The following is a 22,269-nucleotide window of genomic DNA, read 5'->3' on the forward strand; positions in this document are numbered from 1 at the left end:
GCCTTCCTCATGCGCAAGAAGCTTCGCTTTCTTTCGTCCACAGCGCTCGCGTTTCTTATCACGGCCCCGGTTTATGCCGCCGGCTCCGGCATGCCGTGGGAGCAGCCGCTGCAGCAGATCCTGGAGTCCGTGCAGGGACCGGTCGCCAAGATCGTTGCGGTGATCATCATTATCACCACCGGCCTGACGCTTGCCTTCGGCGACACCGCCGGTGGTTTTCGGCGCCTGATTCAGATCGTCTTCGGTCTGTCGATCGCCTTCGCGGCATCGAGCTTCTTCCTCTCCTTCTTCTCCTTCGGTGGTGGGGCGCTCGTCTGATGGCCGCCGGGGAGCAGCATATCGAGGGCTTCGCAGTACCGGTCCACCGGGCGCTGACCGAGCCGATCCTGCTCGGCGGGGCTCCGCGCGCGGTGGCGATCCTCAACGGTACAGTGGCCGCGGCCATTGGCTTCGGCTTGCAGCAATGGATTGCTGGTCTGGTGCTTTGGATCGCAGGCCACTCGTTAGCGGTGTTTGCCGCAAGACGCGATCCGGACTTCGCCAGCGTGCTTGTGCGCCACCTACGTCTGAAGGGGTGGCTTGCATGCTGAACCTTTCGGAATATCGAAGCAAAGCCGACCGGCTTGCCGACCATCTACCCTGGGCTGCCTTGGTGGCGCCCGGCATCGTGCTCAACAAGGACGGCAGCTTTCAGCGGACGTTGCGGTTCCGCGGCCCGGATCTCGAAAGTGCGACGGAGGCTGAACTCGTCGGCATTTGCGCCCGGGCGAACAATGCTCTCAGACGCCTTGGCTCTGGCTGGGCATTGTTCTTTGAGGCCGAGCGCACAGAAGCGCTGGGCTATCCGAACTCGCATTTTCCTGACGCCGCGTCGTGGCTGGTCGACGAAGAACGCCGCGCTGCTTTCGAGGGGAAGGTAGCGCACTACGAGAGCCGCTATCATCTGACCTTGGTGTTTATGCCACCGCCGGACGCCCAGGCGCGCGCAGAAAGCACGCTCGTCGACTCTCATTATTCCCGAGGAGAAAGAGACTGGCGCCAGGATCTGGCGAGGTTCCGTGACGAGACCAACCGCGTGCTCGATCTCTTCTCGGGTTTCATGTCCGAAGTACGCGTCCTCGATGATGCTCAGACGTTGACCTACCTCCACGGCACGATTTCGCCTCGTCGCCATCCTATCATGGCCCCGGAAACGCCGATATATCTGGATGCAATCCTGGTCGATGCGCCGCTTACCGGTGGCCTGGAGCCGATGCTGGGTGAGCAGCATCTTCGCACACTGACCATCCTCGGCTTTCCGAACCTCACCCGGCCCGGAATCCTCGATACCCTCAATCATCAGGATTTCGCCTATCGCTGGATGACGCGCTTCATTCCGCTCGAGAAAACGGAAGCCACGAAGACGCTGACGCGATTGCGCCGGCAGTGGTTTGCCAAGCGCAAATCGATCGTGGCAATCCTACGCGAGGTCATTACCAACGAGCCGGTCCCGCTTGTCGATAGCGATGCCGACAACAAGGCGCTCGATGCCGACGAAGCCCTTCAGGCATTGGGCGGTGATCATGTGAGTTTCGGCTATCTCACCACCACCGTGACGGTGTGGGGCGAGGATCGCCAAGCCGCTGCAGAGAAGCTTCGCGCGGTCGAGCGCATCATCAATGGGCTCGGCTTCACCACGATCCGAGAAGGCGTCAATGCGGTCGAGGCTTGGCTCGGCTCATTGCCTGGCCATGTCTACGCTAACGTTCGCCAACCGCTCGTTCATACATTGAACCTTGCCCATCTCATGCCGCTGTCGTCGGTTTGGGCCGGTCCTGCGACAAACGAGCATCTCGCGAAAGTCACCCAAACCGAAGCGCCACCGCTTTTCGTTGCCGAGACCAGTGGGTCGACACCGTTTCGGCTTTCCACCCACGTCGAAGATGTCGGCCACATGCTGGTTGTTGGTCCGACCGGCGCCGGCAAGTCGGTTCTGCTTGCTCTGATTGCTCTGCAGTTCAGGCGCTACGCCGGCGCCCAGGTTTATGTCTTCGACAAAGGCAATTCGGCCCGTGCTGCAACACTTGCCATGGGTGGAGAACACCACGCGCTAGGAGCGGACGGTTCCCTTGCCTTTCAGCCACTGCGCAGCATCAACGACCAGGCTAGCCGAAGCTGGGCGGCCGAATGGATCGCCAGCCTTGTTGCCCACGAGAACGTCACCGTCACGCCGGAGGTGAAGGAGGCTATTTGGTCAGCGCTGGCCAGCCTTGCCACCGCGCCGGCGCAGGAACGCACACTGACCGGTCTTTCGGTCCTGCTTCAATCCAATGCGCTGAAGACCGCATTGATGCCCTACACGCTCGACGGTCCCTTCGGCCGCCTGCTCGATGCCGATCATGATGGGCTGGCCTTGTCGGATGTGCAGTGTTTCGAGACCGAGGAGTTAATGCACAGCCAAAGCGCTTTGCTGCCGGTGCTTACCTATCTGTTCCAGCGACTTGAGGAACGGTTCGACGGACGGCCCACGCTGATCATGCTCGACGAGGCGTGGGTCTATCTCGACAATCCGCTGTTCGCCGCCCGCATCCGCGAATGGCTGAAGGTGCTGCGAAAGAAGAACGTGTCGGTTGTCTTCGCTACGCAGTCGCTGGCTGATATCGCGGGCTCTGGCATAGCGCCGGCAATCATCGAAAGCTGCCCGCAGCGCATTTTCCTTCCCAATGATCGTGCCGTGGAACCCCAGGCGCGCACAGCCTACGAGCGCTTCGGTTTAAGCGAGCGGCAGATCGAATTGATCGCCCGCGCCACGCCGAAGCGTCAGTATTATCTGCAATCGCGCCGCGGCAACCGTCTGTTCGAGCTCGAGCTTGGCCCCATCGCTCTTGCGCTTTGCGGTGCTTCCGATCCGGCCACGCAGACTCTGATCGACAGGATCATGTCCGAAGACGGGCAAGGCAGCTTTGCCTCGCAGTTCCTGATCGCGCGCGGCCTCGATTGGGCCGGCGAACTTCTCAAGCAATTCCCTCAACCAGACAAGGAGCAATTCTCATGATGCGGCGACGCCTTCTCTCCGGCCTGATCACCGTTTCCCTGATCGCCAAGCCTATGGCCGACTATGTGCAGCCCGCCTACGCCCTTATCGTGTTCGATCCGTCCAATTATGCGCAGAACGTGCTGACGGCCGCGCGCGCATTGGAGCAGATCAACAACCAGATCCAGTCGCTGCAGAATCAGGCGACCATGCTGCAGAACATGGCGCGCAATCTTCAGCGTCTGGATTTCTCTTCCGTTGGCCAACTCACCGGTTCGCTCCATCGCATCGACGGCTTGATGGACCAGGCGAGTGGCCTCAGCTTTGATCTGGGCAAGCTTCAAGACCAGTGGCGCAGCCAATATCCGGAAAGCTACGACGCCACGATCAAAGTCAGCGATGTGGCGAGTGCTGCGCGGGAGCGTTGGCAAACCGCCATGCAGGCGTTCCGCCAGACCATGGGTGTCCAGTCGCAAATCGTCGAGAACGTCCGCGCCGACGGCGATCTGCTCGCCGATCTCGTCAACCGCAGCCAAGGGGCGGCCGGTGCGCTTCAGGCAAGCCAGGCCACCAACCAGCTGATGGCGCTTTCGACAAAACAGCAGATGCAGATCCAGACGCTGCTCGCAACGCAGTTTCGAGCTGAGGCCGAGGATGCCGCCCGCAAGGCCCAGTCAGACGAAGCCGCCCGCGAGATGACGAAGCGATTCTTGGGTACCGGCTCGGCTTATCCCGGCAATTAATCACGAGTTCATCACGACGAGAAAGGCAGCGGCATGAACGACCTTGGCGTCATCGATCGCTTCATGGAGACCTTCATCCGCTACATCGACAGCGGGTTCGGTCTGCTATCGGGCGACCTCGCCTTCCTCACTACCATTCTGATCGGCATTGACATCACACTTGCCGGCCTGGCGTGGGCGCTCGGCGACGAAACCAGCGTTCTCGGCCGGCTTGTCCGCAAGGTGCTCTATGTTGGCGTCTTCGCCTTCATTCTGAACAATTTCAAGAACCTCGCCGATATCGTTTATCGTTCTTTTGCCGGTCTCGGGATTAAGGCGTCGGCCGGCAATCTGTCGGCAGACAATCTCTTGCGCCCGGGCCGCATTGCCGCGACCGGTTTCGAAGGTGCTTGGCCAATGCTTGACCAAGCCAGTCAGCTCCTGGGCTTCCCGGAAATCTTCGGCAACGCACTGACCATCTTCGTGCTGCTGATGGCCTGGTTCCTGGTCATCATCGCCTTCTTCATCCTTTCCATCCAGCTTTTCATCACCATCCTTGAGTTCAAGCTCACCACGCTGGCAGGTTTTGTTTTGGTTCCATTCGCACTTTGGAACCGTTCAGCGTTCCTGGCCGAACGCGTGCTCGGCCATGTTATCTCGTCAGGCATCAAGGTGATGGTGCTCGCCGTCATTGTCGGTATCGGCTCCACGCTCTTCGGGGAGTTCGCTTCCGCATTGCAAGGCAAGGAGCCGGATCTTGCCGGTGCCATGTCCCAGGTACTGGGCGCACTGGCATTGCTTGGCCTTGGCATTTTTGGGCCGGGGATCGCGTCGGGTCTTGTCTCAGGCGCACCGCAGCTTGGGGCGGGCGCCGCCCTCGGCACGACCGCGGCGGCAGCGGGTGTATCACTCGTTGCTGGAGGCACAGCATTTGCTGGCGCGCGTATGGCAACCAGCGGCGGTGTCGCCGCCATCCGAGCCGGCACAACAATGGGATCGGCTGCTTCCACGTCATGGCAGATCGGGCGCGCAACCTCGCCCGACGCTGGCCTCTCCGGTGTGGCTGCTGGAATGCATGGTGTAACCAGTGCAGCTGGCGGCGCCGCTATACGCATAGCGCGATCCGCCACTGCAAGTGTTGGGCGCAACGCCGATGCCGGGCGCGATGCCGCGTGGACCGCGACCGGCGGCACGCCGACAGCGCCAATGACCGAACGCTCTGCCGGTTCGGCCACTGTTTCGGCGCCGACGTGGGCAAGGCGCCTACGTTCTGAACAGACCGCCCGTGCAAATCGCCACGCTGCCATGCAAGCTGTCCGAGACGGAGACCGGCCGGGAGGCAGCGCCACCCCCTCTCTCAACGACAAGGATGACTAGATGCTCTTCAAGCGACCCGTGCACCGTTACGGCAAAACACCCGAACCGGTCACGCCGTATCAAAAAGCCGCCCAGCTGTGGGACGAGCGCATCGGCTCATCTCGACTGCAGGCCAGGAACTGGCGGATCATGGCCCTTGGCTGCCTGGCCTTGGCGACCGGGCTTTCCGGCGGACTCGTATGGCAGTCGATGCAAAGCCGTGTCGTGCCTTATGTCGTCGAGGTCGATGGCTTCGGCGAGACGCGCGCCGTCGCGCCGGCGATCCGGAATTATGAGCCCTCGGATGCTCAGATCGCCTGGCATCTCGGCCGCTTCATCCAGAATGTCCGTTCCGTTTCCACCGATCCGGTTTTGGTACGGCAGAACTGGTTGGCAGCGTACGACTTTGCTAGCGATCGCGCAGCGCTCTTCCTCAACGAATACGCCAAGGCGAACGACCCCTTCGGTCAGATCGGAACGCGCAGTGTTTCGGTACAGGTCACCAGCGTGGTCAGAGCCTCCGAAAGTTCATTCCAGGTCAAATGGACCGAGCAGGTGTTTGAGCGCGGAAGCCTTGCCAGCACGATGCGCTGGACTGCGATCCTCACGATCGTGATTCGCTCGCCAAGCAATACGGATCAGCTGCGCAAGAATCCGCTCGGCGTCTTCATCAATGCCATTGACTGGTCACGCGAGCTCGACAGCGCCGTCCCAACCCCCCTTTCTCCGACGGAGTCCACCAATGAAAGGTAAAATGTCACCGATTCGTGCCGTGCTGATCCTATCGGTGTCGGCAGCGGTCGTTTCCGCTTGTGCATCGAAGAAGGTGCCGCCGCCTGAGATTTCCTATGACGCTGCCGACTTCAAACCGGCCGCGATCGAAAAGGCGCCGGAGAGGCCGATTAGAATTGTCGAGGTGCCAAAACCACTGCCGCTGCCTGGCCAAATGCAGCCCGAGCCCGGCAAGGCCGAGGACAAGCGCCCCCCTGAAGAACGCGTCGCTGATGCCAACAAAGCCGCGACCCAGCAACCCACCAAGTACGGGTATGTTAATGCCGTGCAAGTCTACCCCTTCACCGATGGCGCGCTTTATCAACTCTATGCCGCGCCGGAGCGCGTGACCGACATCGCTCTGCAGCCGGGCGAGAAACTAACCGCCGTGTCGGCTGGCGACACCGTGCGCTGGGTCATTGGCGATACCGCAAGCGGCACCGGTGACAATCAGCGCACCCATGTTCTGGTAAAACCCTTCGCGCCGGGTCTTGCCACCAATGTCGTCATTACGACGGACCGGCGGACCTATCATTTGCAGCTTCAAAGCACCGAGAAGACCGCAATGGCGGCAATCTCCTGGACCTACAGCCAAGACCAGATCATCGCGCTTCGCCAGCGCAATGCTCAAGCCGAGGCAGTTACACCGGTCGCGTCGAATATCGCGCTCGAAAACCTTCGCTTTCGCTACTCAATCAGTGGCGACACACCGCCCTGGAGACCGACGCGAGCCTTCGACGACGGCAGCAAGGTCTATATTGAGTTCCCTCGTCGCATAGATCAGGGCGAGGCGCCACCACTCTTCATCGTCGGCGCAGATGGGAGCAGCGAGCTCGTCAACTATCGCGTGCGCGGCAACTATTACATCGTCGATCGGCTCTTCGCCGCGGCCGAACTTCGCCTCGGCACCAAGCGGCAGCAGGTGATCCGCATCAGCAGGATTGACGGCAGGCAACCGCAACGGCGGATCTCGCTCTTTCGCGGCAGCCGGCGAGGTGAGGACTCATGATCGAAAATTCCCGCTCTGGCATCCCGCCGAAACTGGATCCCGAGGAACTGCAGCTTCGGGCCTCTCCCCGCCGCGTGGTGCGGTTCAGGCGCGGTGTGATCATCGCGATCGCAGCGCTCGGATCCGGCGCTGTCTTCGGCGTTACCATGATCGCCCTCCAGGGGCCGGCCCTTCGCATCAGGGATCAGGCGGAAGATCTCTACAACACTGAGCGCAAACCAACCGCCGAGGGGCTCGATACGCTTCCCCATGACTATTCCGGCATGAAGCCGAAGCCTCCCGTCCTTGGGCTACCTTTGCCGGGCGACCTCGGCCGCCCCATCCTCGAGCGGCAGCGCCAGCTCGGCATCGTGCCGGGCCAAGACATCTCGGCCGAGGAGCAGCGTCTAGCGCAGCAGGCGATCGAAGCGCGTGAATCGCGGGTGCTTTTCCGCGTCGAAAATCGAGCTCAAAAGACAGATGTCGGAGAGAGCGTGCAAACTGCTCAGCATCCATTTGAGGCGCTTCCCCAATCCGAAGCAGGACGCGCGTCAGCCTCGGTGGCGGCGGCGGAAGGCGACCAGAACAATCAGCAGCGAAAGCTTGATTTTCTCAGCCAGCGGAGCACTGGCGGGATCTACAATCCGCATGCGCTGCAGACGCCGATCTCGCCATATCAACTGATGGCTGGCAGCGTGATTGCCGCCAGCCTGATCACCGGCATCAATTCCGATTTGCCGGGCCTTGTCGTCGCGCAAGTCACCGAAAATGTGCACGACACGGTCACGGGCAACATATTGCTGATTCCGCAGGGCTCACGTCTTATCGGCGTCTACGACAGCGTCGTCGCGTTCGGGCAAAAGCGAGCGCTGCTGGTCTGGCAGCGCATTCTGCTGCCCGACGGCTCGTCGGCCGAAATCGACAATCTGCCCGCGAGCGACACCGCCGGCTACGCAGGGCTGGAAGACGAAGTCGATTTCCACACTTGGCAGATGATCAAGGGAGTGGCGCTTGCCACATTGCTCGGTGTCGGCACAGAATTCAGCCTCGGCGAAAACGAGAGCGATCTGGTCAAGGCGATCCGGGAATCAGCCCAGCAGAACGCCAGTCGAGCCGGCCAGCGCATCACCGAAAAAAACCTCAATATCCAGCCCACCATCGTCGTCCGCCCAGGTTGGCCACTGCGCGTCATCGTGCACAAGGACATCGTGCTGCGGCCATACGCCAGTTGAGCAGGAGTTATCATGGCTGACCTGAAACTTGGAAAACTTCCGGACCGAACAGCTTCGAAGATCACCATTACCGTCAGCGCGGAGCTGAGCCAAACACTCAAGGAGTATGCTGCACTTTACCGTCAGACCTATGGTCAGTCTGAAACCGTGGCAGAACTCATCCCTTTCATGCTGGCGGCGTTTCTGGAAGGCGACCGAGCCTTTGCCAAGGCCAGAAAGGAACGTCTGCCGACGGAGCTTGCCGGAAAATCGTGACTCCTCCGCTAGGGCAGCTGGAACATTGCCTAGCTGTCGCGACCTACCTGCTCCTCGCGAAGCATAGGATCAAACACCTTGGAATGCAGGTATGCGCAAGAGATGATGTGGAAGGAGATACCGCGCAACAGCCTAAGTTTGCATTTTCGATTTGGTCGGCCGTGAACTATCCGCAAGCCATTGATCTGGCCTGTTGATTGAGGCGGATAGCGGCTTTGGAATTGCAGGATTAGCGGTATTTGGACGCTGTTTTCCTGCAATTCGGTTTTGCGATTCCCTTGTGGCGCGGAGCGTGATTCACTCGGTTCGGCGGCGGCGAATCGAGGGGACAGCGAATGTCCAGGCCACGCGAGAAGCGCGAGACGGGAGAGCAGGACCTGTTCCGCTCCCGGCTCGACCAAATCATCAACATGAAGCACGAGCTGGTGCGGCTGGCGCAGGCGATCGACTGGCCGGTGCTGGAGGAGCGTTTCGGCGCCGTCTATTCGGACGGCCCCGGCATGCCGCCGCTGCCGACCCGGCTGATGGCGGGGCTGGCGATCCTCAAGCACACCTTCAACCTGTCGGATGAGGTGCTGTGCGAGCGCTGGGTGGAGAACCCTTATTTCCAGTATCTCACCGGCGAGACGTTCTTTTGCCATACGCTGCCGTTCGACCGCTCCTCGATGACGCGTTGGCGCAGCCGTATGGGCGAGGAGCGGATTATGGTGCTGTTGCAGGAGAGCCTCAGCCTCGCGGTCAAGACCGGGGCGATGAAACCGGCCGACACGCGCCAGGTGATCGTCGACACCACCGTGCAGCCGAAGAACGTCATGTTCCCGACCGACGCCAAGCTCATCCATCGGGCACGCGAACGGCTGGTGCGGCTGGCCAAGAGGACGGGTCTCCATTTGCGCCAGAGTTATGTGCGGGTCGGCAAGCTGGCGCTGATCAGCCACCAGCGCTATGCCCACGCCAAGCAGTTCAAGCGGGCCAACAAGGCGCTACGCAAGCTCAAGACCTATCTCGGCCGGACCATTCGCGACATTGGTCGCCAGATCGCCGGCGATCAGGGGCTGGACGCGCTGTTCAAATGGCCGCTCTACCAGGCCGCCACCGTTCTCGAGCAACGCCAGCGCCAGCGCGGCCGCAAGATCTACAGCCTGCACGCACACGAGGTGGAATGCATCGGCAAGGGCAAGGCGCATGCGCCCTACGAGTTCGGGGTGAAGGTGTCGGTGGCCACCACGCTGAAGCGCTCCAGGGGCGGCCAGTTCGCCCTGCATGCAAAAGCACTGCCCGGCAATCCCTATGACGGCCACACGCTGGCAAGCGTCATCCCCGACATGGAAAAGACCATCGGCAACGAGATCGGCCGCATCCTCGCCGACGCCGGCTATCGCGGCCACAACGCACCGCAGAGCCACAAGCTCAGGGTCTTCACCGCGGGCCAGAAACGCCGCGTCACCCCAGCCATCAAGCGCCAGATGCGACGGCGGTCGGCGGTCGAGCCCGTCATCGGCCACATCAAGAGCGAACACAGAATGGGCCGCAACTACCTCGCCGGCCAGCAGGGCGACACCCTCAACGCCATCCTGGCCGCCGCCGGCTACAACTTCTCCCTCCTGCTCAGGTGGCTGAAGGGGTTTTTGTCGCTCTTGATTGCCCTGCTTCAAATCCGGCCGAAGCCGGTCGCCGCTTAGGGCTCGGATTGTTCACGGTCGACGATTTGATGCGGTAGTCGCCTATGAGCGGTCAAAACGAACGCAGCTGGTTCGCCGATCGACCAAACGGCGAGCGCACTGTGCTTTGCTCAGACCGCCACCGAGTGCCTCGCCGTTCCCCCTTTGAAATATGTATCGAACTTGGCCGCGATGGTTCGAATGAAGGGGCGACTTTCAGTCCGTACGAGGAAACTGTCACCATCGAATTCAAGCGCTCGGGCAGGATCGTGGAGTGCGATGGACCTCGAGCGATGAAGGAGCTGCTCGCCGGCTTTGCCGAACCGCTCCACCAGGTCGACTGCCGAGAAGGCAAAATCACACATCAGCCGCTCGATGATCCAGCCACGGACGCGATCGTCGTCGGAAAGGGCAACGCCGCGGACGGCAGCCAACCCGCCATCCGCAACCATGCGCCCGTACCCGGCAGTCGAAGCCATGTTCTGCACGTAGCCTTGGCGAAAACGACCGATGGACGAAGGGCCAAGTCCGATCAGTGTCGGGCAGCGATCCTCAGTGTAGCCCTGAAAATTGCGATGCAAAACCCCTGCGCGGGCCGCTATGGCCAGCGCATCGTCGGGCTTCGCGAAATGATCGAGTCCTATTGCCTCATATCCCTTGGCGACAATTGCCCGCGCCGCGAGTTGAGATTGGGCGAAACGCTCAGTGGGACTCGGCAGCCATGCCTCGTCGATCATCGTCTGATGCTTCTTGAACCAGGGCACATGTGCGTAGCCGAACAGGGCCATCCGGTCTGGCTCCAAGGTCAGTGCCTGCGCCACCGTGGAACAGATCGTCTCGCGTGTCTGATTCGGGAGCCCGTAGAGCAGGTCCAGATTGACCGATTCGACGCCCCGCGAACGAACCCCGTCGACGACTGCCTTGGTCTGCAAAAAACTCTGCTCACGATTAATTGCTTTTTGCACTTGCGGATCGAAATCCTGCACGCCGAGGCTCGCCCGCGTTACGCCGATTTGAGCAAGTGCATCAAGGCGCGCCTTGTCCATGTCGTTGGTTTCGATTTCGATGCTGACCGTAGCATCCGGGAGAAGGTCGAAGCTGTCCCGCAAGGCCGCTCCAAGAGCAACCATATCATCGGGCCTCAGAATAGTTGGCGAACCGCCACCGAAGTGGATTGCACGGACATGTGCCTTGCCGCTCACCAGACCGGCAATCGTGACGATTTCGGCATTCAGCGAGCGCAGATAAGCGGCCACCGGCTCATATTGGTGCGTCTGCTTGGTGTGGCAGGCGCAGAACCAGCAGAGCTTGTCGCAGTAAGGAATGTGCAGGTACAGCGAGATTTCGTCGCCGCTTTCCAGCGTCTCCAACCAGCCACGGTAAATGGCAGCATCGATCCCCGAATGGAAATGCGGCGCCGTCGGATAGCTGGTGTAGCGTGGGACGTTCTCGCTGAGTTTGACAGCTATTTCCGATTGCATCTCGCGTTCACCGTGTTGCCCGCCGGAACACTGCACGCATCGCTGAAGCAGACCCTGATCTCGATCAGCCGCGCTCATGGACAAACCGCCGCAGGATTTCTCTACCCTGGATGGGTATCCTGCCGGCAGTTAGGATCGGGTAAGGCGAACGCATGACCTTTCGGCAAGACATTCATAGTTCCGGCATTCCTGTTCTTTGCTTCCCTTGCGAGGCACGGCGTCGCGGTGTCTGCGGTGCGCTCGATCCAGACAATTTGGTTGGGCTCGCCAAGACTTGCTCGCGTCGCCGGATCGAGTCAGGAATGGAGTTGACCGGCGAGGCACAGAACGTCGACAGCTACTCCAACGTGCTTTCAGGCGTGGTAAAGCTATCAAAGAGCCTGTCGGATGGGCGCCAGCAGATCGTCGGTCTCCAGTTTGCACCGGATTTTCTGGGACGTCCTTTCAAGGAGGAAAGCTCGATCAATGCGGAAGCGGCAACAGCAGTCACGCTGTGTTCGTTTCCGCGAGCGGCCGTCGAACGGATGATGAAGGCGTCACGGGAATTCGAGCATCGCCTGCTCAAACAGACGCTGAATGAACTCGATGAGGCGCGCGAGTGGATGGTGACGCTGGGGCGCAAGACAGCTCCGGAAAAGGTGGCGACTTTTCTCCTCATGATGGCCCGGAATATCGATTCCAGTCTCGATGCGGCTTCCGGGTCGGCCTCCTTCGATCTGCCGCTGACGCGTGCCGAAATGTCTGATTTCCTTGGAATCACCAGCGAGACCGTGAGCCGCCAACTGACGCGATTGCGGGCTGACGGGGTGATTCGGATTGAGAACGCACGCCATGTGACGGTGGACAGCATAAGCCGTCTGGAGAAGCGCTGTGGCGGCGGACGCGAGCGGCCCTAAGCGGCGAGGCCATGTCGCATGACTCCGGGGCGGGCCGTGTTTGCCTTTTAATGCGATGTCGCCGCGCCTTCGACGAAGCGGCGTCACGGTTGTCGAGACAAACAGCTTTCGGGCTTTGATAGGAACGTGACCAATCGCCAGGTGTGTTTCGGCACATACCGGCGAAGCATGGTCCTTAATCTGCCACGGCTCGGCGGAACGATCGCGTTCGTTTCCAATGGGATCCGAACAACGTTTGGCAGGGCATCGGCAATAGCATCCAACGCGCGCAGAGCCTCAGCTTTCGCCTCAGCGATCGCGTCTGCGCCCGCCCAACCCAGGGAACGCCTTCCATGAGGGAGTGAGCCCGCGCTGCGTTCCTCGTTCATTCGCCACCTGCTGATTGCGCCGCACAAAATCGTGCGGCCTGACATAGATCAGGGCGAGGGGGCGGCGGCTGCGCGATTAGTGCGCTGCGGATTTGGCATCCACCAGATTCGAGATCGGGATCTGCAATGAAATTCGGCACAGAGATCGTCCTTCTAAGCGTGTTCGCTTTTGCGGCCCTGGTGGCCGCCGGCTTCGGCGTGGATGAACCTTTCCGCCGACACATGTGGGTGTTGTTCTTCGCAGTGGCTGGTTTCACTGCGATCCTGTTGCGCAACACGGAGTTCAGGCCAGCAGCTCCGATTGACCCATCCGCTTACATGGATGGTCCGATCCGCTACGGCGCGATCGCCACCGTGTTCTGGGGTGTCGTCGGCATGCTGGTCGGCGTGGTGATCGCGCTGCAGCTCGCCTACCCCGATCTCAACATCCAGCCCTGGTTCAATTTCGGTCGTTTGCGGCCGTTGCACACATCCGGTGTCGTTTTCGCCTTCGGCGGCAACGCGCTGCTTTGCACGTCTCTGTATGTCGTGCAGCGCACCTGCCGCGCGCGCCTCTTCGGCCGTGATCTCGCCTGGTTCGTCTTCTGGGGCTACCAGCTGTTCATCGTCATGGCCGCGACCGGCTACCTGCTCGGCATCACCGAGGGCCGCGAGTACGCCGAACCCGAATGGTATGTGGATGTCTGGCTGACCATCGTCTGGGTCGCCTACCTCATTCTGTTCCTTGGCACGATCCTGAAGCGCAAGGAACCGCATATCTACGTGGCCAACTGGTTCTACCTGTCGTTCATCGTGACCATCGCGATGCTGCATGTGGTCAACAACCTGTCCATACCAGTCTCGTTCCCGGGCTCCAAGAGCTACTCCGCCTTTTCAGGGGTCCAGGACGCCTTGACGCAATGGTGGTACGGCCACAACGCGGTCGGCTTCTTTCTCACCGCCGGCTTCCTCGGCATGATGTATTATTTCGTGCCCAAGCAGGCGAACCGGCCAGTCTATTCGTACCGGCTGTCGATCGTCCATTTCTGGGCTATCATCTTTCTCTACATCTGGGCCGGGCCGCATCACCTGCACTACACCGCCTTGCCCGATTGGGCGCAGACGCTCGGCATGGTGTTCTCGATCATGCTGTGGATGCCGTCCTGGGGCGGCATGATCAACGGCCTGATGACGCTGTCCGGCGCCTGGGACAAGCTGCGCACCGATCCGATCATCCGCATGATGGTGATGGCCGTCGCCTTCTATGGCATGTCGACCTTCGAAGGCCCCATCATGGCGATCCGGGCGGTCAATTCGCTGTCGCATTATACCGACTGGACCATCGGGCACGTCCATTCGGGTGCGCTCGGCTGGGTCGGCATGATCTCGTTCGGCGCGATCTACTACATGGTCCCGAAGCTCTGGAACCGTCAACGGCTCTACTCGCTGAGGCTCGTCACCTGGCACTTCTGGCTGGCGACACTCGGGATCGTCGTCTACGCCGCGGTGATGTGGGTGTCCGGCATCATGCAGGGCCTGATGTGGCGCGAATATGGCGAGCAGGGCTTCCTGGTCTACTCCTTCGCCGAAACCGTCGCCGCCATGCACCCCTACTATGTCCTGCGCGCCATCGGCGGCGCCATGTACCTCTCCGGCGCCCTGATCATGGCCTGGAACATCACCAGGACCATCCTCGGCCACCAGCGCGAGGAGGAGCCGATGCCGAGCCCCGTCGCCATCCGACCTGCGCGATCAGGAGCCAGGTAATGGGCTTGATGGACAAACACGCAATCATCGAGAAGAACGCCACGCTTCTTCTCGTTGGCTCGCTGCTCGTGGTGACGGTCGGCGGCATCGTCGAGATCGCGCCTCTCTTCTATCTCGACAACACGATCGAGAAGGTGGAAGGCATGCGCCCCTATTCGCCGCTCGAACTTGTCGGGCGCAACATCTATATGCGCGAGGGCTGCTACCTCTGTCATAGCCAGATGATCAGGCCGTTCCGCGACGAAGTTGAGCGCTATGGCCACTACAGCCTGGCTGCCGAGTCCATGTACGATCACCCCTTCCAGTGGGGATCGAAGCGCACCGGGCCGGATCTCGCCAGAGTTGGCGACCGCTACTCGAATGCATGGCATGTCGCGCATCTTACCGACCCGCGCTCGGTGGTGCCGGAATCGATCATGCCGAGCTATGGGTTCCTGAAAGACACGCCGATCGACGTGAAGGATTTCTCGACGCATCTGGTCGCCAACAGGCTTGTAGCCGTCCCTTACACCGATGACATGATCGCCCACGCCAATGCGGATCTGGCGGCGCAGGCCGATCCCAATGCCGACACATCAGGCCTTGAGGCGCGTTACCCAAAAGCCAAGATCGGCGACTTCGACGGCAACCCGCAACAGGTCACCGAAATGGATGCCCTGCTCGCCTACCTGCAGATGCTTGGCACACTGGTCGACTTCAAAAATTACGACGAAGCCGCCGGCTACCGCTGAGGAGAACGCTGATGACCTACAATTTGATGCGGGCGTTTGCCGACAGCTGGGGCCTGGTTGCGATGGCGCTGTTCTTCGTGGGGTGCATCGCCTTTGCCCTACGCCCCGGCAGCCGAAGGCTGGCCGACGAAGCGGCCCGCATTCCGCTCGAGGACGAGTGATCATGAGCGACGAGCATATCGATGAAATCTCTGGCGTCTCGACCACCGGCCACGAATGGGATGGTATCCGGGAGCTGAACAACCCGCTTCCCAGATGGTGGGTTATCACTTTTTACGTCACCATTGTCTGGGCGATAGGCTACACCATTGCCTATCCAGCATGGCCTCTGTTGCACTCGGCGACAACGGGTGTGCTCGGCTATTCCAGCCGCAACGAGGTCAGGAACGAGCTGACCGCGGCTGAGGCCGCCAAGGGCAAATATATCTCGGCGGTGGAGTCCAAGAGCGTCTCGGAAATCGCCGCGGACGACGGCCTGCGCGAATTCGCAATCGCCGCCGGTGGCGCCGCTTTCAAGGTCAATTGCGTACAATGTCATGGCTCCGGCGCCCAGGGTTCCAAGGGCTTTCCCAATCTCAACGACGACGACTGGCTGTGGGGCGGCAAGGCCGAGCAGATCCAGCAGACGATTACGCACGGCATCCGCTTCGCATCCGATCCGGACACGCGCCTGTCGGAAATGCCGGCCTTCGGCGACATCATTACCGCCGACCAGATCGCACAAGTCAGCGCCTACGTGGCCAGCCTTTCCGGCAAGGTCCGCGATGCAAGTCTGATCCAACCCGGCGCCAAGGTCTTTGCCGAGAATTGCGTGGCCTGTCACGGCGACAATGCAAAAGGCAACAGGGAATTCGGCGCCCCCGACCTGACCGATGCGATCTGGCTCTATGGATCCGGTGAGACAGCCATCGCCGCACAGGTCCGTGCGCCAAAACAGGGCGTCATGCCGGCCTGGGTTGGCCGTCTCGGCGAGATCAAGGTCAAGGAACTTGCAGTTTATGTCCATTCGCTTGGCGGCGGAGAATAGGAATGGAAGGTCCTATTCTTCGGTCCCCCCTGCCAAGCGGACGAGGCCCGGCGTGAGCCGGGCCTCGACACCATCCCTAATGCGATCTGCACAACCCGGCAAGGCTATCCTACGGCGAGGCTTTACGACAGGTGCCCCTGACATTGGCTGGGAAAGTGGAGTTGCACATGCGTGACAAGACGCAGTTGACAGGGCTCGAAACAGAAACTGTCAATTCCGCCAAAACCCGCAAGCCGCTTTATGCCGCGCGTCAAAAGATCTTTCCGAAGCGCGCCTCGGGCAACTTTCGTCGCTTCAAATGGCTGGTGATGACGATCACACTTGGCATCTATTACCTGGCTGCGTGGCTGCCTTGGGCTCGCGGTCCATTTGCCCCGGACCAGGCAGTCCTGCTCGATCTCGCGAACCGGCGCTTCTACTTCTTCTTCATCGAGATATGGCCCCAGGAATTCTTCTATGTGGCCGGCCTCCTGGTCATGGCGGGCGTCGGTCTTTTCCTGATCACCTCGACTGTCGGCCGTGCCTGGTGCGGCTATGCATGCCCTCAGACGGTGTGGGTCGATCTGTTCCTCGTCGTCGAACGTGCGATAGAGGGCGACCGTAACGCTCGCATGAAACTCGATGCAGGCCCCTGGACCGCCCGCAAGCTGATGCTGCGCTTATCGAAGCACGCCGTCTGGCTGGTCATCGGTGCGGCGACCGGCGGCGCCTGGATTTTCTATTTTGCCGATGCGCCGACGCTGGTTGGCGAACTCTTCACCGGCACCGCGCCACCCGTCGCCTACATCACTGTCGCCGTGCTGACGGCTACCACCTACACGTTCGGCGGTCTGATGCGCGAGCAGGTCTGCACCTACATGTGCCCATGGCCGCGCATCCAGGCAGCGATGCTCGACGAAAGTTCTCTCACCGTCACCTACAATGACTGGCGCGGCGAACCGCGTTCTCGCCACGCCAAGAAGGTCCTTGCCGCAGGGCTGCCGGTCGGTGACTGCGTCGACTGCAATGCCTGCGTCGCGGTCTGCCCGATGGGGATCGACATCCGCGATGGCCAGCAGATGGAATGCATCACCTGCGCGCTGTGCATAGACGCCTGCGACGGGGTCATGGACAAGCTCGGCAAGGAGCGCGGGCTGATCTCCTATGCGACACTGTCCGACTACAACGCCAACATGATGCTGGCGACCGCGGGCGGCTCCAGTTCAGTCAACCCGTCGCAGGTCAGGACCGCTGATGGCCTGTTCTCCGACAAGGTGGCGCATTTCCATATCCGCAAGATCTTTCGGCCACGCACCTACGTCTACATGGGTATCTGGTCGCTGATCGGCCTGGGTCTGCTCTATTCGCTGCTGACGCGCGATCGGCTCGAAGTCAACGTGCTGCATGATCGCAATCCGCAATTTGTCACGCTGTCCGACGGCTCGATCCGCAACGGCTACACCGTCAAGCTGCTCAACATGATCCCCGAGCCAAGGACGATCGTTGTCGCGATTCAAGGCTTGCAGGGCGCCGAGATGAGCGTGGTCGGCGACGACATCCCGGAAGGCCGTTCTTTTGCCATTCCGGTCGAACCCGACCGCCTGAAAATGCTGAAGGTCTTCGTGCGCCAGCCGGCGGATCAAATCCAGGGCACAGCGCAGACCTTCAAGTTCCGTGTCGAGGACAAGGCGAGCTTCGAGGCGGACGAATACACCGCCACCTTCAACGCGCCGGAGACTGCCAGATGACCGCTAACGCTGAAAAACCCCGCGTATTCACCGGCAGGCACATGCTGGCCATCATCCTAGCCTTTTTCGGGGTGGTCATCGCGGTCAATCTGACGATGGCAACGCTCGCCAACACGAGCTGGACCGGCCTTGTCGTCGAAAACACCTATGTGGCGAGCCAGCAGTTCAACAAGAAGGCCGAGGAGGGGCGGGCGCAGGCAGCGCTCGGCTGGACCGGCAAGCTGACCATCGCATGGGGCGAGGTCCGCTATAGCCTTACCGACGCCGTCGGCAAGCCGATTGCCTTGCATGGCGTCAAGGTGCTGTTTCGCCATCCCGCCTACGAGAAAGAGGACAAGGCGGTCAACCTCGCCCTCGCCTCCGGCCAGGAATTCGCAGCCCAGCACATGCCGAAGGATGGCGTCTGGATCGTCGAAGTCGACGCTGACGCCGGTCTGGCCGAGCCCTACCGCGAAGTCCGCAGGATCATGATTTCCCATGGAGCGCTGAAATGAGTTGTTGTGCACCGGGCGCCGAAATGGCGCTTGATCTGGGCAGCACCACGTCGGTCCTGCCGTCTAGTCAAGAGATCAGGCTGGCGAGCCGATCGCTTGGAGATGATCTCCGCCAAACCGATCTTTCGGTGCCGAGCGTTCATTGCGCAGCTTGTATCCAGACGATCGAGACGGCGTTGGGAACGCTCGATCGCGTCGAGAGCGCCCGCGTCAACCTGTCGACGAAACGGGTCTCGGTCCGCTGGCGTGGCGACGAGGTTCCACCGTTCGTCGCCGCGCTTGGACGGCTCGGCTACCAGGCGCATCTCTTCGCCCCCGAGATTGATGAAAAGGACAGGACGCTTTCGGAGTTGATCCGCGCCGTCGCGGTTGCCGGGTTCGCGGCGGGCAATATCATGCTGCTTTCGGTCTCTGTCTGGTCCGGGGCCGAAGGGGCTACCCGCGACCTGTTTCACTGGGTCTCCGCATTGATCGCCATCCCAGCGCTCGCCTTCGCCGGCGGCATCTTCTTCCGCTCGGCCTGGAATGCACTGCGCCACGGCCGCATGAACATGGACGTGCCGATCGCGGTCGGAGTGTCGCTCGCTTACGCCATGAGCCTCTATGAGACGATCAACCATGGCGACCACGCCTATTTCGACGCGTCGGTTTCGCTGCTTTTTTTCCTTTTGATCGGCAGGACGCTGGATCACGTGATGCGCGAACGTGCCCGCACCGCGGTGAAAGGCCTGTCGCAGCTGGCCGCACGCGGCGCCATGGTGCTGCGCGGCGATGGCGCGCGCGACTATCTGCCGGTTGGCGAGATCGAACCGGGGATGCAGCTGCTGATCGCGGCCGGTGAAAGGATCCCCGTCGACGGCAAGATCATCCACGGAGCGTCTGATCTCGACTGCTCGCTGGCCTCAGGCGAAAGCGCGCCGAAAAACGTGGCGCCGGGCGAAGCCGTGCAGGCCGGCGTGCTCAATCTTACCGGCCCGCTGACGATCGAGGCGACCGCCGCCGCGAAGGATTCGTTCCTCGCCGAAATGGTTCGGCTGATGGAAGCCGCAGAGGGCGGTCGCGCGCACTATCGCCGCATCGCTGATCGCGTGTCGGCACTCTACGCGCCCGTGGTTCATCTCACCGCCTTCGTGACATTCCTGGGTTGGATGGCGGCGACGGGCGACTGGCACCGGGCGATGACGATCGCCATTGCCGTTCTGATCATCACCTGCCCGTGCGCGCTCGGCCTCGCCGTACCGATCGTTCAGGTGGTCGCCGCGCGGCGTCTGTTCGAGAACGGCATCATGGTCAAGGACGGTTCGGCCATGGAGCGCCTGGCGACGATTGATAACGCAGTGTTCGACAAGACCGGAACGCTCACGCTCGGACAACCCCGGCTCCTCAATGCATCGTCGATCGATCCGGCCATGCTGGCAATCGCGGCAGACATGGCCGCGCACTCGCGTCACCCGTTTTCAAAGGCCATAACCGGCTTTGCCGCTCCTGGCGGGCAACACAAATTCGATGCCGTCACAGAGCATCCGGGGTTCGGGATCGAAGCCACTGTCGCCGGAAGCATCTGGCGGCTGGGTCGACGCGGATGGGCTGGATGGAAGGCCCGGACCGGTGGTGAAGGCAACCATGGCTATGGCGGAACGGTGCTGACAAAAGACGGGTTCATTGTCGCGACCTTCGATTTCGAGGATGCGCTGCGCGCCGACGCGGCGGCGGCGATCAAGCGATTGAACGATACTGGGGTGTCGATGCAAATGCTGTCGGGCGATACCGCAGGTGCCTGCGGTGAAGTTGCAAGAATGCTGGGTGTCGAGGACTTCGTTCCGTGCCTGCTGCCGTCGGGCAAGGTCGAGCGCATCGAGACCCTGGCGAAAGACGGACACAAGGTTCTGATGGTTGGCGACGGCCTCAACGACACGCCGGCGCTGAGCGCGGCGCATGTCTCGATCGCTCCGGCCACCGCCGCCGACATTGGCCGCAATGCCGCCGACTTCGTATTCCTGCGCGAAAGCCTTCTGGCAGTGCCTCTCGCGCTGGACGTCTCGCGCAAGGCGGGACACCTGATCCGCCAGAACATCGCGATTGCGATCGTCTACAATGCCGTCGCCGTGCCGATCGCCATCCTGGGCCACGCCACGCCTTTGTTAGCGGCGATTGCCATGTCTGCCTCATCGGTGCTTGTTATTGGAAACGCATTGCGCTTGCACGGCTTCGGGGCGAATGCGACGCTGCAAGTTATTCAAAAAGTCGGACGCTCCGCAGTCAGCTATTCGGCATAATCCTCGTGACGACGTTGCTCTATCTCATACCAGTGGCCCTTTTTCTGGGTGCACTGGGTGTGTCCGGCTTCGTCTGGGCATTGCGAAGCGGTCAATACGAAGATCTCGACGGAGCCGCCGAGCGGATACTAATTGATCGGGACGACAAACCGGAACGCTGATTTCAATCCGCTGTGCATAAGATGCGCGGATCGCGCTCGTCAGTCGAGCCGGCTCGGTCGGGAACAAGCTGTCCATGCTCCATGCTCCATGCTCCATGCTCCATGCTCCATGACCATCTTGACCTAAGCTGCACACTACATTTGTGAAAAGCCTCTGTCGTGCGAAGGACTGCCTCCCATTGCACCCAGTATGAGGCGTGTGATGCCACGAGAGTACCTCGCGTGGCCGGACGAGAGCTTGGCAATGTGCGCACGGGTTCCAAAGTGGAACGTCACGGTCGATCACCTGACCGTGAACCGCCAGTGCCGATTGGTCATGTCTGGCTGATCCAGATCAGGGTCATACTCATCGGCGTGGTCTATTGACCAGTCTTCGACGGAGAAATGCATGACTTACGGAAAGATTGGTCGTCATTATCAGCACCTTCACGGTTCTGGGTTTTCTGTCGTGTGGTCGGCCATGCCTTGTGCTTACGGCGCAGCCATTAGCTGACCGGCGTCGTGTGTATCTCGCTTGCTGGCTGACCATCCGCGTGGCTTGCGCGGACAGGGGGCCGATCAACAGCTTTCGCCTTTGATGGGTTGTGTGCGTCGTTGCCGATCCATCCCGATTCCCGGCCCGCGCCTTGAGGCTATGCGACGGTACCGGAACCCAGCGCACGTCACGCGGTTCCGCGCGCGTGGTGTCCGCTCGTCACGACGATGAACGAACAAGCGGCTGGAGTACCATGAACACCGTACACATCATCGACTGCCACAATGCAAATGACTACTTCGCCGACAGGCAAGAGGGACCGATCGTGCAGCACTTGTTAAAGGCTGTCAACATCCGCGCGGAGCTCCAAATGGCGTTGAACCGAACGAAATTTGGTGAGGCTGTAGTACGAGCGATGGAGGCGGAGTGCGACGTGCTTCACATCGCCGGGCACGGCAATGGTGACGGGATCGCTTCGTCCAGTGGGCGAAGTGGCCTTCTTTGGGCTGACTTCGTAAAAATGTTCCAGGGCTCGCATCCAGCGCCGAAGATCCTCGTGATGTCAACGTGCTGCGGAGCATCATCGGGGTTGGGACGTGCGTTTTCGAAATCGATCAACCGTCCGAAGTTGATCATTGGTTCGAGTGACGCGCGCTATTTCGACGACTATGTCGCCGCGTGGGCTTTGCTCTATCGGCGACTGAATTGCAAGGACATCGACATCGAAGCCATGCAGCAGGTTCTTGATGAGATATGCGCGGTCGTGGATAAAAGTTTCCGCTACCTTGGCTGGGATGACGAGAGAGAGCGCTACGTTCGATACCCTCACCCTCGCAAGAGAGCCCGCTTCGACGTCGTGGAGCGTGAGTAGTATGCGCAAGGGTTCCAG

At 61.0% G+C, this 22,269-nt stretch carries 21 protein-coding genes; 20 read left to right on the forward strand and 1 reads right to left on the reverse strand.

Annotated features, from left to right (window positions below):
- Nucleotides 1-9: 9 nt before the first annotated feature.
- The 10 genes from QAZ47_RS07350 (at nt 10) to QAZ47_RS07395 (ending at nt 10,019) form a co-directional block, all read left to right on the forward strand.
- On the forward strand, nt 10-318 hold the full coding sequence (locus tag QAZ47_RS07350; RefSeq protein WP_024502851.1) for a TrbC/VirB2 family protein: 309 nt from the start codon (nt 10-12) through the stop codon (nt 316-318).
- A complete protein-coding gene (locus QAZ47_RS07355; RefSeq protein ID WP_024502852.1) occupies nt 318-590 on the forward strand; it encodes a VirB3 family type IV secretion system protein in 273 nt (90 codons plus the stop codon). The genes QAZ47_RS07350 and QAZ47_RS07355 overlap by 1 nt, the downstream gene beginning before the upstream one ends.
- The gene (gene trbE, locus QAZ47_RS07360) at nt 584-3,034 is read left to right on the forward strand and encodes a conjugal transfer protein TrbE (protein WP_063169232.1); all 2,451 of its coding nucleotides are present in this window, start codon (nt 584-586) and stop codon (nt 3,032-3,034) included. The genes QAZ47_RS07355 and trbE overlap by 7 nt, the downstream gene beginning before the upstream one ends.
- Nucleotides 3,031-3,756 (forward strand): P-type conjugative transfer protein TrbJ, encoded by a 726-nt coding sequence (gene trbJ / locus QAZ47_RS07365; protein WP_024502854.1) that lies wholly within the window; start codon nt 3,031-3,033, stop codon nt 3,754-3,756. Before trbE ends, trbJ begins: the two co-directional genes overlap by 4 nt.
- 33 nt (nt 3,757-3,789) lie before the next feature.
- Nucleotides 3,790-5,112, forward strand: coding sequence for a P-type conjugative transfer protein TrbL (gene trbL, locus QAZ47_RS07370; protein WP_063169231.1), 1,323 nt, complete (start codon nt 3,790-3,792; stop codon nt 5,110-5,112).
- On the forward strand, nt 5,113-5,844 hold the full coding sequence (gene trbF, locus QAZ47_RS07375) for a conjugal transfer protein TrbF (protein WP_063169230.1): 732 nt from the start codon (nt 5,113-5,115) through the stop codon (nt 5,842-5,844).
- A gap of 1 nt (nt 5,845) precedes the next feature.
- The gene (gene trbG / locus QAZ47_RS07380; protein WP_164548809.1) at nt 5,846-6,871 is read left to right on the forward strand and encodes a P-type conjugative transfer protein TrbG; all 1,026 of its coding nucleotides are present in this window, start codon (nt 5,846-5,848) and stop codon (nt 6,869-6,871) included.
- Nucleotides 6,868-8,082: a TrbI/VirB10 family protein gene (locus QAZ47_RS07385; RefSeq protein ID WP_063169228.1), complete on the forward strand. Its 1,215-nt coding sequence runs from the start codon at nt 6,868-6,870 to the stop codon at nt 8,080-8,082. Before trbG ends, QAZ47_RS07385 begins: the two co-directional genes overlap by 4 nt.
- Nucleotides 8,083-8,094: 12 nt before the next feature.
- Nucleotides 8,095-8,337 carry a DUF2274 domain-containing protein gene (locus QAZ47_RS07390; RefSeq protein ID WP_024502859.1) on the forward strand — a complete coding sequence of 81 codons (243 nt, stop codon included), beginning with the start codon at nt 8,095-8,097 and terminating at the stop codon, nt 8,335-8,337.
- A 335-nt stretch (nt 8,338-8,672) separates the two neighbouring features.
- Complete coding sequence (locus QAZ47_RS07395; RefSeq protein WP_063169227.1) at nt 8,673-10,019, forward strand: IS5 family transposase; 1,347 nt, start codon at nt 8,673-8,675, stop codon at nt 10,017-10,019.
- Nucleotides 10,020-10,129: 110 nt separating this feature from the next.
- On the opposite strand, the gene hemN is transcribed toward QAZ47_RS07395, so the two are convergent.
- The gene (gene hemN / locus QAZ47_RS07400; protein WP_063169226.1) at nt 10,130-11,479 is read right to left on the reverse strand and encodes an oxygen-independent coproporphyrinogen III oxidase; all 1,350 of its coding nucleotides are present in this window, start codon (nt 11,477-11,479) and stop codon (nt 10,130-10,132) included.
- A 152-nt stretch (nt 11,480-11,631) separates the two neighbouring features.
- On the opposite strand from hemN, the gene QAZ47_RS07405 reads away from it, so the two are divergent.
- The 10 genes from QAZ47_RS07405 to QAZ47_RS07450 all read left to right on the forward strand — a co-directional run bounded on the left by QAZ47_RS07405 (nt 11,632) and on the right by QAZ47_RS07450 (nt 22,251).
- Entirely contained in the window at nt 11,632-12,375 is a 744-nt protein-coding gene (locus tag QAZ47_RS07405; protein WP_024502861.1) for a Crp/Fnr family transcriptional regulator, read from the forward strand.
- Between the two features lie 494 nt (nt 12,376-12,869).
- Nucleotides 12,870-14,489, forward strand: a complete 1,620-nt coding sequence (gene ccoN, locus QAZ47_RS07410; RefSeq protein ID WP_063169225.1) for a cytochrome-c oxidase, cbb3-type subunit I — start codon at nt 12,870-12,872, stop codon at nt 14,487-14,489.
- Nucleotides 14,489-15,220 (forward strand): cytochrome-c oxidase, cbb3-type subunit II, encoded by a 732-nt coding sequence (ccoO, locus tag QAZ47_RS07415; protein WP_063169224.1) that lies wholly within the window; start codon nt 14,489-14,491, stop codon nt 15,218-15,220. Before ccoN ends, ccoO begins: the two co-directional genes overlap by 1 nt.
- A gap of 11 nt (nt 15,221-15,231) precedes the next feature.
- Nucleotides 15,232-15,381 carry a cbb3-type cytochrome c oxidase subunit 3 gene (locus tag QAZ47_RS07420; RefSeq protein WP_024502864.1) on the forward strand — a complete coding sequence of 50 codons (150 nt, stop codon included), beginning with the start codon at nt 15,232-15,234 and terminating at the stop codon, nt 15,379-15,381.
- A gap of 2 nt (nt 15,382-15,383) precedes the next feature.
- A complete protein-coding gene (gene ccoP / locus QAZ47_RS07425) occupies nt 15,384-16,247 on the forward strand; it encodes a cytochrome-c oxidase, cbb3-type subunit III (protein WP_063169223.1) in 864 nt (287 codons plus the stop codon).
- Nucleotides 16,248-16,414: 167 nt separating this feature from the next.
- Entirely contained in the window at nt 16,415-17,974 is a 1,560-nt protein-coding gene (gene ccoG, locus QAZ47_RS07430) for a cytochrome c oxidase accessory protein CcoG (protein ID WP_063169222.1), read from the forward strand.
- Nucleotides 17,971-18,468 (forward strand): FixH family protein, encoded by a 498-nt coding sequence (locus QAZ47_RS07435; protein WP_063169221.1) that lies wholly within the window; start codon nt 17,971-17,973, stop codon nt 18,466-18,468. The genes ccoG and QAZ47_RS07435 overlap by 4 nt, the downstream gene beginning before the upstream one ends.
- Nucleotides 18,465-20,744 (forward strand): cation-translocating P-type ATPase, encoded by a 2,280-nt coding sequence (locus QAZ47_RS07440; RefSeq protein ID WP_063169220.1) that lies wholly within the window; start codon nt 18,465-18,467, stop codon nt 20,742-20,744. Before QAZ47_RS07435 ends, QAZ47_RS07440 begins: the two co-directional genes overlap by 4 nt.
- Nucleotides 20,745-20,749: 5 nt before the next feature.
- On the forward strand, nt 20,750-20,905 hold the full coding sequence (gene ccoS / locus QAZ47_RS07445; RefSeq protein ID WP_081714250.1) for a cbb3-type cytochrome oxidase assembly protein CcoS: 156 nt from the start codon (nt 20,750-20,752) through the stop codon (nt 20,903-20,905).
- 728 nt (nt 20,906-21,633) lie between these two features.
- Nucleotides 21,634-22,251 (forward strand): hypothetical protein, encoded by a 618-nt coding sequence (locus QAZ47_RS07450; RefSeq protein WP_063169219.1) that lies wholly within the window; start codon nt 21,634-21,636, stop codon nt 22,249-22,251.
- Nucleotides 22,252-22,269: the final 18 nt, after the last annotated feature.

The organism is Mesorhizobium sp. WSM4904 (assembly GCF_029674545.1).
Taxonomy (GTDB): Bacteria; Pseudomonadota; Alphaproteobacteria; order Rhizobiales; family Rhizobiaceae; genus Mesorhizobium.